Origin of the sequence: Desulfocicer vacuolatum DSM 3385, assembly GCF_900176365.1 — a bacterium.
Taxonomy (GTDB): Bacteria; Desulfobacterota; Desulfobacteria; order Desulfobacterales; family Desulfobacteraceae; genus Desulfocicer; species Desulfocicer vacuolatum.
The window spans coordinates 25,050-41,468 of the sequence record NZ_FWXY01000031.1; the positions used below are offsets into that span (position 1 = coordinate 25,050).

Here is a 16,419-nt window from a genome sequence, read left to right on the forward strand (position 1 = left end):
TCCAATTCAGTAATTTTAATATGATGTATGGGTGGTGATATGCCGCGGCCCCCCCGACGGGCAATGGGGCCCGGACCGGAACTGTAGACAGCTCAATTGTCCGGTTCCTATTGCCCATCGGGGGGGGGCGCCTCTGCCTTAGCGTGCCTTGGAGGCTGCATTGTATATAACTGCCACGGGCAGATAGTATTGGGATTTGACCTGCCCACAACGAAAAATGAAACTCTAATTATTACAAATCCTTGGGCGGAGTTTTGTATAAAAAAACTGCCGTGGAGAATAAGGGTTTTCCCGCTTTTATGCGTTGAGATTGGCCTGTTTCAGGTGAGAAAATTTTGTAGTTTACGCTCGGCTGTACTCAGGTGCCTTTTTAAAATTTTCTGGGCATTGGGTATATCTTTCTTTTTGAAAGCTGCCAAAAGATCCCAGTGGTCCTTTTGGGAGACATCACATCCTGCCAGGGTATCATAATAAATGAGCAAAAATCGGGATACATTGTTATGCAGGGTGTGAACTGTGCTGATAACCAGGGGCATCTGTGCGGATTGATATAGTGTTTTATGGAATTCCCAGTTCAGATCGCTCCATTGGTGCTTATCATTTTCATTGTCAATGATCTCAAGGACACTTTGGGCCCGGATGAGGTCCCGCACAGGGATAAGGGGAACGGCATGTTCTATGGCAAGATTTTCCAATGCAATGCGCATGAGAAAAATTTCTTTGATTTCAGCCGGTGATAAACCGGACACCACAGCCCCGCGATTGGGCATGAACTGCACTAAACCCTCTGATTTTAATTGAACCAGGGCTTCCCGCAGGGGGATCTTACTGACGTTGAGTTTTTTGGCTATCTGATCCTGGCGAAGGGGTTGATTCACCTTATATTCACCCTGGAAGATGGCCTCTCTCAAGCTGTCTGCAATGAACTCAGATGTGTTGCCTGCCTGTTTGGTCCGGCTCGACCGTTTCTCATTCATAGTGCGTGATATTATAACTGTATACTTTTTTTGTCAACGATCATTGCAGAGGGATACGGATACGGGTCGGGCCAAAAAAACTAATTGATATTATAGAACAATGTGTTTTTTCTGACGATTATTTGGTCTTAAGTAGTTGTTTTTGATATGGGAAATAGGGGTTTAAAAGATTCAAGTAAAAAATAAATTTAACTTAAACGGGCATTTTCATACCCAAAAAACACAGCCTAAGGCCATAAACAAGGATTTTTATAGGATGATGTTCTTATATTTCAATCACTTAATATGGCCCGACCCCAATATAATAAATATATTAAAAGGTATGGATGCTGCTAAAAGGAACAAAAAAAGGAATGCGTCGTCCCGGCTGGATCTGTTTCACAAGCACATCATGACGGGTCCATTGGGCCGTGAGTTCCACGGCATCCATCTGTATAACCACATCATAGAAAAATCCCCTGGAAATCAACCGGGTAACCACCCCTTCCATGGCACAGCAACTCTCTTTTTTACCATTGTTTTCATTGAGGATTTCTTCGGGCCTTAGGGCCAGGTGCCCATGTTCTGCCCGGGGACGATGGCCATTGTGCCGGATAAGGGAGGCCAGGGCCGGGGAGGCGGCAGGCAGGGTGTATATGTTTTTCATGCCGGTGAACTGGGCCGTAAAGGGTGAATTGGGTTGTTCAAATAGTTCCTTGATGGTTCCGGTCTGTTCAATGGCACCGTCTTTGATGATGGCACCGTTGCTGGCCAGAAACAGCACATCGGAGAAATTGTGGGACACCATGACAAAGGTGGTGGAAAATTCCCGGTGAAGGGATTTGAGAAGATGTTTCAGATCATCCTGGAGCATGGGGTCCAGGGCGGATAACGGTTCATCCAGAAGAAGTATCCCCGGATTCAAAATCAGGGCCCGGGCCAGGGCGGTTCGTTGTTTCTCTCCACCACTTAAGGTGCCGGGATGTCGGGTCAACAGGTGAGACAGATTCATCTGTTCCACCAATGTATCAAAGCGTTGGGACACGGTGCCCGGGGAAATATTATGGTATCGGACCCCATAGAGAATATTTTGCTTTACGGTCATGTGGGGGAACAGGGCAAAATCCTGGTACACAATGCCCATGTTTCTCTTTTCAGGAGGCATATCCTTGATATCTTTGTCATCAATGAAAATGGTACCCGAAGTGATGGGCATCAGTCCCATGATGGCTTCTAAAAGCAAAGATTTCCCAGAGCCTGTGGGGCCAAGAACAGCAAAAAAATCATTGGTGGGAATGGAAAGATCAATGTGCTTTAAAGAAAAACCGGGCAGATTAAGGCATACATCGGAAAGTGTGATCATCGGTCCTGCCTTTCCCTGGACAAAAGGCGCAGGGTGATAAACAGCAGCAAAGAGATGAGAATGAGCCAGAAGGCCACACATTGGGAATATTTCAGGCCGTAGGCGGTGAAACGCTCGTAAATAAGCACCGGTGCTGTCATGGGGTGGTAAGCCACAATGACAACGGCCCCGAACTCGCTGATGGCCCGGGCCGTGCACATCACTGATCCCAGAATCATATGGCGCCACACCATGGGAAAGGTCACCCGGAAAAAGGTGGCTCCCATGCCTGCCCCAAGACTGCGGGAGGCATTTTCCAGACGCAGGGGAATATTTTCAAACCCTGATTTCACGGTGTTCACGTAAAAAGGGGCTCCCACAAAGGTGAGCACCATGACAATGCCGCTGATAGATCCCATGATTTCCACATTGAACATGGCCATGAGTTTTCCCGGCAGTGTGTTTCTGCCAAACAGGCTTAAAATGGCAATGCCGATGACCGGATGGGGGATCATGATGGGCAGATCCACCAGTCCTTCAATGATGTTTTTTCCTTTAAAGGATTTCCGGGCCAGGATATAGGCAAGGGGGGTGCCAAACAGTATGGACACAAGGGTGGCCATGAGGGCTGTGAAAATGCTCCGTCCCAGGGCCTCCTGAACGGTTTTTTCCTTGATGGTGAAGATAAGGTCCCCGATTTCAGGGGTGGTGATCATCCTGCCCAGGGGCAGGATGATCAAGAGAACCAGGGGTATGCTTAAAAGGATGGAAAAAGACCAGAAAGGTTGTGATCCCCTGGTGAAGGAAGGCAATTTAAACAACTTAGTTTTTAACCTCAACAAGCATTTTCAATGATCCGGGCAGGCTGTTTTTGATCTCATCTGTGGTTACCCGTGCAGGAACAAAGGGGGGCTGCCCCATGTCTTTGAGTATTTTAAGGCCACCCTCAGGAGAGAGCAGATAGCTGAGAAACGCCTGGGCAGCTTCAGGGTTGGCACAGGACTTGATCATGCTGATGCCGTAGGTGCAGGATTTTCCCTTTTTGATTTTCCATGTTCCCGGTTTTTTGCCGGTGACCTTTACCTGGGCCTGTTTATAAAAGGGATCATATTTATAGTTACCAAGGTTAATGTGATCGTTGAGTTTTATATATTTCAGACCATGTTGCACAGCCACAGAAAGATATTCCCAGGCATAGTCCATGTTGCCGGTTTTTAACAGATTTACCAGTTCCACGGATTTGGGGCGGACATTTTTCATGGGACGATTGGCAATCAGTTCCTCGTAGAGCCCTGGAATATTATAGAATTTTTCCGCCAGCTGCATGACCATGAGGCTTCGATATCCGCAGGGGTCCAGGTTGGGGTCGGAATGTCCCCATACCACACCTTTTTCCCGGAGAATTTTGTGCCAGTTCTCTTCAGAAACAGTGTCACTGTGTTTGCTCTGGTCTGTGTAGCACAATACCAGCTGATTGGTGGCAAAGCGGATGTTCCAGTCAGCAAAATCGGGCATGAGCGTGTTGTCTATGACCTTATAATCGGCAGATGCCATGATGTCGGCAGATTTTCCCACCTCTGAGATGAGTCGTGCCATTTTTGTGCTGCCGCCTGCTTCCCGGAGAATGTCCACCTCCGGGAATTTTGTTTCAAACGCCTTTTCCATGGCGGCAAAGGGAACAGAAAGACTACCGGCATGGAAAATAATCAGTTTTCCGCCAGGGGCGGCATACAAGGAGGCTGCCTGGAGCACCAGGAGCAGACTGAGGGTTATCTTTATAAGTAATGCATTGATGGAGCGTTTTGATTTCATGGAGGTCCCCTTTAATTCATCATTTTATTCCGGGCATTAATGCCATCTATAAATATCGATATGAGTAAATACTCAACTATTTAGTGGTCGCTTGAATTAAAGTCAAGACTGTTTTTTTGAAAACAACGGCTTTGGATATAAGATTACAGATACGGACCATAAATAACTTTCACAAAGGTAGTATGATGCCGCATCCCACGGCCGACCTGCCCGCAGAAATTATGAAGAATCTTACGAAAACAGGTTCATGGATTGAATTTTTTCTATGAGAAATTTCTGGAAAATTTTTTCCGTAAGGGTTGGGACTTTATCCTGCAAAAGCACAAGGGAGATCTGGTTGATAATTTTCGGCTTTGGGGTGTGGATGGGAACGATTAACCCCTCTTTCATCTCTTTGGCCACAAGGTGGGATGCAACAATGCCCACCCCTGCATGGTGTTTAACGGCTGAAATAAGGGCCTGTTGACTGTCCACCACCAGAACCACATCATATTTTACATTTCCTTTATTAAAATGATGTTTGAACCAGTTTTTAACATCTTGTGCGTTGTGGCGGTAGGCAATGAATTGCTGGGATTTCAAGTGGGAGAATGAGTGGTCGGATTTGATCTGTTTTTCGTAATACCGTTTAGAGCAGGCCAGGATGATTTCTTCGTCCACAACCGGTGAAAAGTGATAAATGTCCAGGTTTGCAAAGAATTGGTTTTGGGTTAAAAAAAGATCCACAAAGGCAAAATCAATTTGCCCTGTTTCCACCAGGGGCAGCAATGTTGCCGGATTTCCGAGTTTTAAGTAAAAAGTCACCTCTGGGTATTGTTCCCGGAACCGGGCAACCATTCCAGGAAAATAGGCTTTGCCAAATTCCACGGGGGCACCAATGCGAAGTTCTCCAAACGGTTTCTCCCGGGATTGTTTGATGTTTTTAAGGCAGCCCGCCAGCTCCTGCATAAAAGGATGCACCACAGCAAACAGCCGTTCACCTGCCGCCGTTGGCACCAGGCGCTTATGCATGCGGGTGAAAAGTTGACTTTGGATTTCTTCCTCCAATTTTTGCAGACTTTGGCTGACGGCGGATTGGGACACATGTAATATTTTTGAGGCGGATAACACGCTTCCTTTGGAAAAGACGTGATAAAACACTTTTAGTCGACCTAAATTTTGTAACATAAGCCTGCCTTAATCTATAGTTAAATTCATTTAATTGTACTTACTGAGGCATCTTTCATATAACAGGCATGTCCTGATGGACACAACAAATATTGAAAATGGTATTCAAATATATGAGGTGGATATGGTGCAGGCATTAAATCATTCGGTTCGTACAGTGCGTAAATCTTATTTTAATAACAATATCTCCCATGCCTTTATGGATTCTTTTAACAAAATCAGCCGGGTGTTGTTTTTTTGCATAACCCCGGAAGACACCACTGACACTGGGGAGGCAAGGTCTTTTTCAATAAAAAACCCCGGATACAATATCTCCGGGGCTTTTAAAACAGGATTCTGGATTGCAATGTCCATTATTCTGGCCATGCTGATGGGGCAGCTCAATTAAAATGGGGGTACAATCGGCAGAGCTTTAATCAAGCTGAGGCTGGGATTATTATTTATGTACCCTTCTCAGATTAACCCGGGAGAGGATTTTGTTGAAAACCCATCCCGGGATTTTCGTTAAAAGTTGAAATTGAGATGATAATGTAAAAAGGGCACATTCTATTACTATCTCAACTTTTGGTGTTCGCATTTCGTGGTGGGGTCAGGCTTTCGTTATTGACATTATCGAGGCTTTTTTCGTTGGCAAAGGCCTTGGTCGATAACATCAATAACAAAAGCCTGACCCCGTCGGCACACTGAGCCCATCGGTACATTTAAAAATGCCGGCTTTGAAATGAAGCCCGAAAGTTGAATTACTATTTGGGCAGCATTTCCATGATGTCCGGATTTTGCTGGAGGAATCCCTTGGCGTGGGACACAAAGTCGGCTATTTCAGGAATCTGGAGCAGCCAGCTGTCTGTGTGAAGCATATCCAGGAATCGGGCGCTGTTGAACACATGGGAGGTGAACGCCTTGCTGGTGGAAAGAAGATCCACAACGTCTGCCTTGGCAAAGATGTTTACGAAATTACCGGAATCAAAGAGAAGGTCCGGATTTGCAATAAGCACCTTGATCAGGCTGGGATATTCCAGGATGACATCAATTCTACCAAACAGCATATCCGGGTTCATCTTCATCTGAAGGTAGTCAAAGAGGAGACCGGGAAGCCACAGGGTGATTTCCGGAAAGGCCACCAGAACCACCAGACCCACGAACTGCAATCCCAGAAAAGGCACAATGGAGCGGTAAATATCCCCCAGTGATATTTCTTTGGGGGCCACAGCTTTCATGTAAAAAAGATTAAGGCCGTAGGGCGGGGTGATATAAGCCATTTGCATATTCACCACATAGAGAATGGCGAACCAGACCGGATCAAATCCCAGGGCCTTTATGATGGGCACATAGATGGGCATGCACAAAAAGAGAATGGCAATATCATCCAGGAACATGCCCAGGAGAAAAAAACTCAGCTGCATGAGAATCAGGATCACCCAGGGATTAACTTCCAGTCCCGTGATGGTGTCCCGGATCATGGCCGAGGCCCCCAGACCACTGTAAACAGCGCTGAAGGTGATGGCACCAAATATGATGAATGCGTTGAATCCAGAAAGGTTCAGGGTCCGTATGGCGGAATCCCAGAAGGTTTTTCTGGTCATTTTGCCCCGGACGGCGGCACAGATCATGGCCCCGACGGCCCCAACGGCAGCCGCTTCTGTGGGAGAGGTCACCCCGGTAAAAATACAACCCAGCACAGAAAATATCAACAGGCCCGGCAGGATCAGAAAACGGATGGCCGCGATTTTTTCCCTGGTGGAGCCCCGCTGTTCCGGTGGAAGCGCCGGTGCCAGTTCCGGGTTTAAATAGGCCCGCACTGCAATATAAAGGATATACATGGAGGCCAGCATTATCCCTGGAACCACGCCTGCGGCAAAAAGGCGGCCTGGAGATTCCTGGGCCACAAAGGCGTACATGATCATCATCATGCTGGGGGGAATTAAAAAACCCAGCGCGCCTCCGGCCTGGACCATTCCAGTTGCCAGTTGTTTGTCGTAATTTCTGGCCAGCATGGCCGGTACGGCGATAATGCCCATGGATAAGGTGGCTGCGCTGCTCACGCCGATCATGGCCGCCATGATGGCGCAAATGATGATGGTGCCCATGCCCAGGCCCCCCCGAAGCCCCCCGGCCCAAAGATACACTGCATCAAAAAGATTTTTGGCTATTTCAGAATTGTGGAGTATGAAACCCATGAAAATAAAAAGGGGAATGGCAATGAGGGTTTTCCCCGACTCCAGGGTAAATGCCTTGAACTGAAATAAAAGCATATTTACCAGGGTGGGTTGCCAGATCAAAGCGGTGACAATGGCAATGGTTGATAAAGCAAAAGCAATGGGCAGGCCGGTTGCCATGAGGAGCAGCATGCTTGTGAACATGAAAAAGGTGATCGCATACTTGTGTTCAGGGGTAAAATATCCCATGGCATGGAAATAAACCATGAGTCCCAGATAGCCCAGAATCATAATTCCTAAGATCTTCAGGGAAAAATTATCAGATGCATTGTCTGGGCTCGCAGTGTCCGGCGCCCGGGCCGGCAGTACGTCTGCACAGGTGGTATTTATAGTGCTGTTCATTTAAGTTCTTCTCCGTAAACGGCAAACCAGATATTGCGGATAAAATGGGCCAGTCCCTGGATAGCCAGTAGAACAATGCCCACAACAAGGCTTGCCCGCCAATGGTAGAGAGGCTGGCTCAGTGTTGAGTTGGATGTCTCTTTTATGGAGACTGCAAAAATGGCATCTGCCCCCACCTTTTGCAGGAGCAAAGAGATAAAAAGAATAAAAAAGACAAAGGTGATGCTGTCCATCATGGCCTTTGCCCGGGGTGTCCATCTGTCGTAGAACAGATCCATGCTGATGTGCTCTTTGTGGAGCATGGCATGGGCTCCGGCCCAGATCATATAGAACCCAAAGACCATCTTGGAAATTTCATTTGCCCAGGACGTGGGACTCTGGAAAAAATGCCTGGATACAGCCTCATAGAGCATGATCCCCGCCATGACCAGCACAACGGTGGCCAGGACTTTGCCGATAATACCGTTGGTACGGTCAATGATTGTCACCATACCCATGAGCTGTTGTTTCCCGTTTTTCATTGAAGTGCTCTCCTTGGGTGATGCGGTCCGTTAAAGTGGTATTGCGACCTTGCTTTAACGGACCGTTGGGACTGTGGGTTAGAGACGGCCGGAATCCTTGGCTGCTTTTTTAATCAGCTCAATGGCCGCTTTATTGCGGGGGCTTTTGCCGGCTTCGTCATTCCAGACGTTAAGAGCCGCTTTTGTCATCTCTTTTAAATCAGCATCGGAAAAGTTCGTGGTGGTATTTTTGAACAATTCGTTGAGGGTCTTTTTGTCTTCGGCTGCGATCCATTTATAATAGCTCCATCGCAGAACATCTGCGGCTTCCTGGACGATTTTCTGTTGTTCCGCAGAAAACTCATTCCACACCTTCTGGTTGATGACCAGGGTGTCCACAATGGGATCAAGCACCGGCGTGTTATTGAAAAAACGGGCACCTTCGTAAAACTTGGTTTCTTTGTATTCAAAGGCAGATCCGTAGAGAACACCGTCTATCTGGCCGGTGGTCAAGGAAAGATAAATGTCTTCAACAGGCACGTTGACTGGATTTACGCCAACTTTTTTAAGCATTTTTGCTGAGGCCCCAACGGCCCTGACTTTCATGGATCTCATGGTATTGATGCTGGTGATGGGGCGTTTTCCCAGGAAATGATAGGGGGCTGCCCACACCGGCCCCAGGTATTTTACCCCCAGTTCTTTGTATTCTTTGGCAATGATATTTTTCAGGCCGTATTTTTCATAGATGGCCTGTGCTTCGTCTGCACTGGTCCAGGCCATGGGCAGGCCGGATTCAACAGAGCCTATTTTACTTTCGGTGAAATGATGGCCCATTCCCCGGCCCATATCAATGGTACCGGTTTTTACGGCATTGAGTATCTGGCTTGACGGTACCAGCTCTCCACCGGAATAAACTGCGATTTTAATGCTGTTATTGCTGTTTTTTGCCACGGCTGCAGCAAAGGCTTTTTCCGCGCTGAGCATGTTGGTGCCGTAGTAGCTCTGGAGTTTAAGATTAAATATCTTGGAATCTGCCGTTGCTGTATTGGCTGCTGCAAAAATCATTAGAACAGCCAGGGTAAATAGTTTTTTCATGGTGTGTCTCCATTATTTTATTATTTTAGGTACTGGGTACTGGGTACTGGGTGCTGGGAGGGCGGCGGTATAATGCCATTTGGCTCCGCATCTACGACCCTTTATTTGTTGTGGGCAGAACCGGGTCTTCCCATGGTAGTTATGGGATTTTTCCGTTTTATTTATGCCAGTTAATTGCCTTGTTGTTTGTTAAATGCAATCAGGGAGATAAAATCAAACGCAACTCCGGCAGCGGCAAAGGAGGTAATTTTTCCCGGTGAATCACCCGACGGCAGGACCTCCACAATATCAAACCCCACAAAATTGGCGCCTTTAAGTCCGTCAAGTACCAGCTGCTGGGCTTCAAAAGTGGTAAAGCCGCAGATTTCAGGTGTGCCGGTGCCTGGTGCATAGGCTGCATCCAGAAAATCAATGTCAAAGGTGACAAACACGGGTTTTTCTTGAATTTTTTCCCGGATACGGGTGATGGTCGCCTTTATTCCCATCTTTCTGACATCCCAGTTTGTCAGGATTTCCACACCGGCATCCTGGGCAAATTTAAATTGTCTGCCGTCGTATAAGGGACCGCGGAGCCCAACCTGGATGGCACTTTCAGGATCAATGAGATTTTCTTCAATGGCCCGGCGAAAAAAAGTGCCGTGGTTGTACAATTTACCGAAATAGGTGTCTCCGGTATCGCTGTGGGCATCAAAATGAACAATGGCCATGGGGCCGTGGACCTGGGCTGCGGCCCTCAGTTCGGCAAGGGTGACAGAATGATCGCCCCCCAGGCACACCGGGATGATATTTTTTTTATACACCGGAACCAGAGCCTGCTCCACCATTTCATAGGTTTCTTCTATAAAGCCGGGGACAGTGGGAAAGTCGCCGTAATCCACACCGGAACAATGATCAAACACATTAACATCCAGTACCGGATTATAGGGCTTTAATATGCCGGATACCTCCCGGATGGCTTGGGGGCCAAACCGGCTCCCGATGCCGTAGGTGCAGCCTGTGTCAAAGGGGATTCCGGCAACAATGAAATCGACATCCTCCAGGGTCTCCTCATTGGGCAGACGCATGAATGTTCGTATTCCGGAAAATCTTGGGGAGACCAGGGGGTCGATGGGTTGATATTTTATCACAGAGTGTTCTCCTTTTTTGTGTTGTGGTCCCGGGCCGGTGATTCCGGGCCTGGGCAAAATTTATTTCCATGAGCAATTGCAATGAAGACGTTTGCAATAAGAATGCCATATGTGAATTGCCTTTGTTTTCAAGGGGTTTTCTTTTTGGGGATGCAATGGATATTCATTTTTGGGTAGCCGGATTGCCTCCATAAAGCAAGCAGCACCATGAAAGCCGAATATTTACGCGGCCCATGGGGATATAAAACGGACTTGACGTATTTACCCAATTTTGGTTAGCTTTACCCAAAAATGGGTAAATTTGTTTTGAGCACAGGGAAAGGATCATGGAGAAAAAAAATAAAGATAAACTCAGCGAAGACAGTCAACTGTATTACCTCATGGAATCCATACATGACAATGTGGTGATCACCAACGGGCAGGGTGTTATTCAATGGGTCAGCCCCTCCTGCGAAGAGACCTATGGCATGCGAAGGCAGGATTTCATCGGCAAAGATACCTTTGAAATGGAACGCCGCAGGATATGGTATCCGGCCGTTGCCCCCATGGTTTTACGGAGCAAGGAAAAAGTCACCATCCTGGAACAGACCAAAAAAGGGGAAAAACTGGTGGTCACCGGAATCCCCATCCTTAATAAGGATAACGAGATCAAACGGGTGGTCAGTTACTCCTTTGATCCTTCCTATCTTCTGGAGCTGAGTGAGCAGTACCAGAACATGAAAGCATTGATATCCCGCTATTCAGCAGAGATTCGGGAACTGCGGGAAAAAGAGATGCATCTGCCCGGGGTGGTTGCCCAGAGTCAGAAGATGAACACGATTTTTAAAATGATCATGAAGGTGGCCCAGGTGGAGACCAATCTTTTAATCACCGGGGAATCCGGGGTGGGCAAGAGCCTTATTGCCCGTAAGATTCATCAGCACAGCACCCGGAACAAAGGACCCTTCATTGAAATCAACTGCGGAAGCATACCAGAGAATCTTTTGGAATCTGAACTCTTTGGATATGAGCCCGGGGCCTATACCGGGGCGCTTAAGTCCGGAAAAATCGGCATGATCCAGCTGGCCCATGAAGGGACCCTGTTCCTGGATGAGATTGGAGAGCTTTCCTTGAACCTCCAGGTAAAACTCCTTAAGGTGATCCAGGACAAAGTATTAAAACGCATTGGGAGCACTGAAGATTCAAGTGTGAATTTCAGGCTGGTGGCCGCCACCAATCAAGACTTGAACAAACTTGTAAACAAAGGGCTTTTCAGGGAAGATCTTTTTTATCGTCTTAATGTTGTCCCCCTCCATGTGCCGCCCCTCAGGGAGAGAAGTGAGGATATTCTTCCTTTGATCATGCATTTTTTGAAACTGGCAAACAAGAAATACAATAAGAACAGAACCATTTCAAACGATGCTGTGGATACCCTGATTTCCTATGAATGGCCGGGTAATATCCGGCAGTTGAAAAATGTTGTTGAACGCCTGGTTATTCTTTCTGACAAAAATCACATCAGCCGGACCGGCGTCCTCAGTCGCACCACAAATAAATCCACCATGACTCCGGATGAAAACATGCCTTTAAAAGAGGCTTTGCAGATGGTGGAAAAACAGATTATTCAAAAGGCATATGAAAGACACCGGACAACAGTCAAGGTGGCGGAGGCCCTGAAAATAAGTCAGTCGTCGGCGGCCCGGAAGATAAAACAATATATCTCCGATTACTAAGGGACTTAGAGGCTTTCAATTTACCACTTAGGGAGTCAGATCTTATTGATTTACCACTTACAAAACTCAGACAGCCATATTTTATGGGTGGCATATCGGATAAACGGTAAATTGAAAGCTGCTGACTCCCTTATGTTTTTTATATTTAGTAATATCGACTTTTCTTTCTGATTAACAGGTCAATTGATTTGCCTGACTTTCTAAGTGGGACAGTCTGAAATTTTTAAATAGATTCACTTTTCTCATATTCATCGATTGGATTGGCAAAATATAAATACGGCCTTATGTTGTTTCCATTAACCATAACTCATCATAGGTGGGAGGAAAGATAATGGACACTCAAGCCATGAAAACATACCGATATTTTTTAAAGGACAGTATCAGAAAAAGAATCAACTTTCGCAACACCGATCAGAACCGGAATATTTCGCCGCCGCCCATTCAAAATCCCTGTCCGGCCGATGCAAAGCGCATTGATCTTCCCGGACCAAAAGAATGGGAAAACATCGCACCTGTCGACCTTACCCAGGCCATTGCCAATCGGAAAAGTCATCGAAAATATCTGGCCCAAAGTCTTTCAAAGGAAGAGCTGGCATATCTTTTATGGACCACACAGGGGCTTCGCGAATCTCCCACCCACGGCCATGCATACCGCACTGTGCCGTCTGCCGGGTGCCGCCATGCATTTGAAACCTATCTTGCTGTTTTTAATGTGGAAGAGCTGGAGCCCGGTATTTATCGATATCTTCCCTTGGACCATCAACTGGTGTTTGAATTTAGTGATGAGATGCTTTCTGAAAAAATGATTCATGGCTCCCTGGGGCAAACCTATCCGGGGCGGTCGGCGGTGACCTTTATCTGGGTGGCGGTTCCCTATCGCATGGAGTGGCGCTATGGCCTTGCCGCCCATAAGGTCATTGCGCTGGATGCCGGACATGTTTGCCAGAATCTGTATCTTGCCTGTGAAGCTGTTGGGGCCGGTACATGTGCCATTGCTGCATATGACCAGGAGGAGATGGATGAATTTCTGGGGCTTGATGGTGAGAATGAGTTTGTTATTTATCTGGCTCCGGTGGGGAAGATTTGATAATTGCATTGTGGTAAAATCTTCCAAATGGTGTCTTTTTTTTCATAAACACTCCACTGTTATCCCGGATAAAAATGACCATAGACAGCCCACGATGCCGCTCAGCATCGCGTTAAATTGTTAACATTTTTTAACAAATTTCAATTCAGCCCACAAATTACAACCAGTACGTCCAATTTATTAGACATACTGGGTGAAATATTATGAGAAATTTAATTCAACTTCCATCAGAATTCGTCCCCCTGACATCAGGCCGGGATATTTTTCCATGACCTCTTTTGCCAGAGCACCAGGATGACGGTAATTTTTTGGTCATTCCGCGGCAGTGAAATTTGGTGGGGTGTCAGCCCCCTGCTTTGATTGCTTTATAACCAAGCTTGCCCAGTTCTTGAATCAGCAGGTCCCTGTGATCCCCCTGGATTTCGATTGTACCGCTTTTTACAGTACCCCCTGTGCCACACTTGATTTTAAGTTTTTTGGCCAGATCCTTTAAAGGAGCGCCTTCAAGGGGAATTCCTGTAATGGCAGAAATCCCCTTTCCCTTGCGTCCCTTTGTTATTCTCTGGACACGAATTTTTCCATCCCCCGGGCCAGGGCTGTTTTTTTTCTTTTTACACTTGCACCGGTGAACCGGTTTTTCGCACACAGGGCACATTTTGCCTGTTTCCGTTGAATATACAAGTCGACTGTTGTCATCATTTTCTCTGTTTTTCAAAATTTAAATATTCTCCTTATTTTGAACCACAATGTCTCCCACCACACACCCGGCTTCCCGGGCCACCACAGGGCATTTGGCTTTAAAAAGAAAATAGATGCGATGATCATCATGGGGCAGGGTTTCATAGTTTCCCTGACCCTTGGAAATGATCAAATCTGCATTTTCATAGGCATTTATAAATTCTTTGGAGCACTGTTTCAGCTCCGTTCCGGGAATGGCCGTGCCGTTGTCAATAACGGTGACCATATCACAGATACCTGCCACCCTGGCATCCTCCCGGGTGGCATCATTGATAACCGGTGCCCCCCTGACGGCAAATATCACCCGGCTTTTGTCCAGCAGCTCCAGTACCAGGCGATCGCACACAATTTCACCGGCATTGTCCGCCAGCCACAAAATGGACCGGGCCTTGCCCATGGCATTTATCAATGCCCCAAGATCACCATGAACATCCTGTGTTAATGCATGATCAAGTGTTTTTAGAACCTTGTCATTGTCCAGTGTGGAAAGGGCGCCAAAATCAATGATATTCCCGGCAATGGAGAGCCGCAGGGCGGTTTCAAGGGCAGTGGCGGAGGCTTGAACTTTTTTTTTCAGTTCCGGGTACAGTTCCAGGGCAAAGCCGTTGTACTGTTTTTTAATGGCATTGTAAGGGTCAGCATCCCCTGTCACCCGGCGGATGGTTTCCTGGGTGTGGGCCGCCATCATGGGCGGTGACTGATCCAGATCTATCTGGGTAAGACTGGTAAGCGTCTCTTTGAGCACCCGCTGGTGCATTTGTTCATCATCTCCTGCAAGTCTTGCCGCGTCAAGGGACTGGCGCACAAGGCAGGGGATGCAATCGTTGTAAATTTTCATTAAAAATTATCCTTTATTATTCATTGCAACAATCCGCTGGTGCAGACTGGGGTGCGAGTAGTAAAAAAATACATAGGCCGGGTGGGGTGTCAGGTTGCTGAGGTTGTTGATTGATAGTTTTTTCAGAGCGTTTCCCAGGGCACTGCCATTGAAGTGTTGTACGGCAAAATCATCAGCCTGGTACTCGTTTTTGCGTGACCATACATTCATGATCAGCTCGGTTGCCAGGGAAACCGGGCTGTAGAGCATGGCAAATGCCACCAGACCCATGTGAAAAACAGCCCTGTCCGCTCCCAGTGCCCGGGAAAACACCCCTTGCCCCAGAAAAAGGGAAAGCAGATAAAAAAGGACCCCCATCTGCACAATGGAAATGACAATTCCCTGTAGGGTATGTTTTTTCTTGTAATGCCCGATTTCATGGGCCAGAACGGCCACCACCTCTTCGGTGGTCAAATCCTTTATCAGGGTATCAAAAAGGACGATTCTTTTTTTGCTTCCCAGACCGGTGAAATAGGCATTGGCTTTTGTGGAGCGTTTGGACCCGTCCAGGATGTAGATATCTTTCACCGGGAAATTGACCTTGACAGCAAATTCTTCTATGGCGGTTTTTAATTCACCGTGTTCCAGCTTTGTCTGCTTGTTGAAAAGCGGAACAATCAGATTGGAGTAAAACATGGTAAAAAAAAGACTGACACCTCCCACCATCAACCAGGCGTAAATCCAGAACATGTCCGTTGTTCTGTGGTAAAACCAGGTGATCAGGGCAAGAATGCCGCCGCCCAGCAGTGTTGTCAACAGCCATCCTTTGATCTTATCACCGATGAAAAGCTTCCATGTGACCTTGTTGAATCCGAATTTTTCTTCAATGACAAAGGTTTTGTAAATTTGAAAGGGCGTGCCCATAATGTCCTGGGCAAGCATCAGTATACCGAAAAAAATCAGGCTTTGCATGATGGGGTTCCCGGTGATACCGGCTGCAAAAACATGAACCCTGGCAAAACCCGTGATAAATAAAAATACAAGGACAACCATCAGGCTGAAGGTTGAACTGATCAGCTCAAATTGTGTGTTGGTTTTCTGGTAGAGTTGTTGTTTATTATATTTTTCAGGATCATATACCCCTTCAAGGGCTTTGGGGATGGGTTGCCCCATGCAGCTTATGTTCAAGTGGTCAAGCAGACGTTCAAGTGCATAATTTAAGACCAGAATTCCGATAATAATGTAAAAAATTGTTGTTTCCATTGTTTGATTTTAACGCCTTAAAATTTTGGTAAAAATAGGGACCATCGTGGCCACTCCACTGGCTAAGGGGTATATTAACATTTTTTCGGCATTATTATGAGATTTATTGTTATTGGCTCAACTTTCGGTGTTCGCATTTCGTGGTGGGGCCAGGCTTTCGTTATTGACATTATCGAGGCTTTTTTCGTTGGCAAAGGCCTTGGTCGATAACATCAATAACAAAAGCCTGACCCCGTCGGCACACT

The 16,419-nt window shown here is 46.8% G+C and carries 15 protein-coding genes; 3 read left to right on the plus strand and 12 right to left on the minus strand.

Translation table 11 applies throughout. The features are described 5' to 3' along the window. Nucleotides 1-320: 320 nt before the first annotated feature. The 5 genes from B9A32_RS18955 to B9A32_RS18975 all read right to left on the minus strand — a co-directional run bounded on the left by B9A32_RS18955 (nt 321) and on the right by B9A32_RS18975 (nt 5,277). Nucleotides 321-977 carry a GntR family transcriptional regulator gene (locus B9A32_RS18955; RefSeq protein WP_084071537.1) on the minus strand — a complete coding sequence of 219 codons (657 nt, stop codon included), beginning with the start codon at nt 975-977 and terminating at the stop codon, nt 321-323. A 313-nt stretch (nt 978-1,290) separates the two neighbouring features. Continuing rightward, nucleotides 1,291-2,319, minus strand: a complete 1,029-nt coding sequence (locus B9A32_RS18960; protein ID WP_170923909.1) for an ABC transporter ATP-binding protein — start codon at nt 2,317-2,319, stop codon at nt 1,291-1,293. Further along, entirely contained in the window at nt 2,316-3,119 is an 804-nt protein-coding gene (locus B9A32_RS18965) for an ABC transporter permease (RefSeq protein WP_232367236.1), read from the minus strand. The genes B9A32_RS18960 and B9A32_RS18965 overlap by 4 nt, the downstream gene beginning before the upstream one ends. A 1-nt stretch (nt 3,120) precedes the next feature. Further along, nucleotides 3,121-4,110: a tungstate ABC transporter substrate-binding protein WtpA gene (gene wtpA / locus B9A32_RS18970; RefSeq protein ID WP_084071539.1), complete on the minus strand. Its 990-nt coding sequence runs from the start codon at nt 4,108-4,110 to the stop codon at nt 3,121-3,123. Nucleotides 4,111-4,341: 231 nt separating this feature from the next. Continuing rightward, nucleotides 4,342-5,277: a LysR family transcriptional regulator gene (locus B9A32_RS18975; RefSeq protein ID WP_084071540.1), complete on the minus strand. Its 936-nt coding sequence runs from the start codon at nt 5,275-5,277 to the stop codon at nt 4,342-4,344. A gap of 76 nt (nt 5,278-5,353) precedes the next feature. On the opposite strand from B9A32_RS18975, the gene B9A32_RS18980 reads away from it, so the two are divergent. Continuing rightward, on the plus strand, nt 5,354-5,665 hold the full coding sequence (locus tag B9A32_RS18980; protein WP_084071541.1) for a hypothetical protein: 312 nt from the start codon (nt 5,354-5,356) through the stop codon (nt 5,663-5,665). A gap of 355 nt (nt 5,666-6,020) precedes the next feature. Here B9A32_RS18980 and B9A32_RS18985 read toward each other — a convergent pair whose 3' ends face one another. From B9A32_RS18985 to speB, 4 genes are all read right to left on the minus strand, one after another. Next, nucleotides 6,021-7,835, minus strand: coding sequence for a TRAP transporter large permease (locus B9A32_RS18985; RefSeq protein WP_212638020.1), 1,815 nt, complete (start codon nt 7,833-7,835; stop codon nt 6,021-6,023). Beyond that, a complete protein-coding gene (locus B9A32_RS18990; RefSeq protein WP_084071542.1) occupies nt 7,832-8,356 on the minus strand; it encodes a TRAP transporter small permease subunit in 525 nt (174 codons plus the stop codon). The genes B9A32_RS18985 and B9A32_RS18990 overlap by 4 nt, the downstream gene beginning before the upstream one ends. A 78-nt stretch (nt 8,357-8,434) precedes the next feature. Beyond that, entirely contained in the window at nt 8,435-9,430 is a 996-nt protein-coding gene (gene dctP, locus B9A32_RS18995; protein WP_084071543.1) for a TRAP transporter substrate-binding protein DctP, read from the minus strand. Nucleotides 9,431-9,600: 170 nt separating this feature from the next. Then, nucleotides 9,601-10,557: an agmatinase gene (gene speB / locus B9A32_RS19000; RefSeq protein ID WP_212638021.1), complete on the minus strand. Its 957-nt coding sequence runs from the start codon at nt 10,555-10,557 to the stop codon at nt 9,601-9,603. Between the two features lie 326 nt (nt 10,558-10,883). Here speB and B9A32_RS19005 point away from each other — a divergent pair, with 326 nt between their 5' ends. Together B9A32_RS19005 and B9A32_RS19010 are read left to right on the plus strand one after the other, a co-directional pair. Then, the gene (locus B9A32_RS19005; RefSeq protein WP_084071544.1) at nt 10,884-12,269 is read left to right on the plus strand and encodes a sigma-54 interaction domain-containing protein; all 1,386 of its coding nucleotides are present in this window, start codon (nt 10,884-10,886) and stop codon (nt 12,267-12,269) included. A gap of 346 nt (nt 12,270-12,615) precedes the next feature. Continuing rightward, on the plus strand, nt 12,616-13,356 hold the full coding sequence (locus B9A32_RS19010) for a SagB/ThcOx family dehydrogenase (RefSeq protein ID WP_232367237.1): 741 nt from the start codon (nt 12,616-12,618) through the stop codon (nt 13,354-13,356). Nucleotides 13,357-13,699: 343 nt separating this feature from the next. Here B9A32_RS19010 and B9A32_RS19015 read toward each other — a convergent pair whose 3' ends face one another. Genes B9A32_RS19015 through B9A32_RS19025 form a run of 3 tightly spaced genes read right to left on the minus strand, consistent with a single transcriptional unit; the run spans nt 13,700 to nt 16,174 of the window. Beyond that, the gene (locus B9A32_RS19015; RefSeq protein WP_084071546.1) at nt 13,700-14,071 is read right to left on the minus strand and encodes a translation initiation factor Sui1; all 372 of its coding nucleotides are present in this window, start codon (nt 14,069-14,071) and stop codon (nt 13,700-13,702) included. A 3-nt stretch (nt 14,072-14,074) separates the two neighbouring features. After that, a complete protein-coding gene (locus B9A32_RS19020) occupies nt 14,075-14,932 on the minus strand; it encodes a damage-control phosphatase ARMT1 family protein (protein WP_084071547.1) in 858 nt (285 codons plus the stop codon). 6 nt (nt 14,933-14,938) lie between these two features. Continuing rightward, nucleotides 14,939-16,174, minus strand: coding sequence for a M48 family metallopeptidase (locus tag B9A32_RS19025; RefSeq protein ID WP_084071548.1), 1,236 nt, complete (start codon nt 16,172-16,174; stop codon nt 14,939-14,941). Nucleotides 16,175-16,419 lie beyond the last annotated feature (245 nt).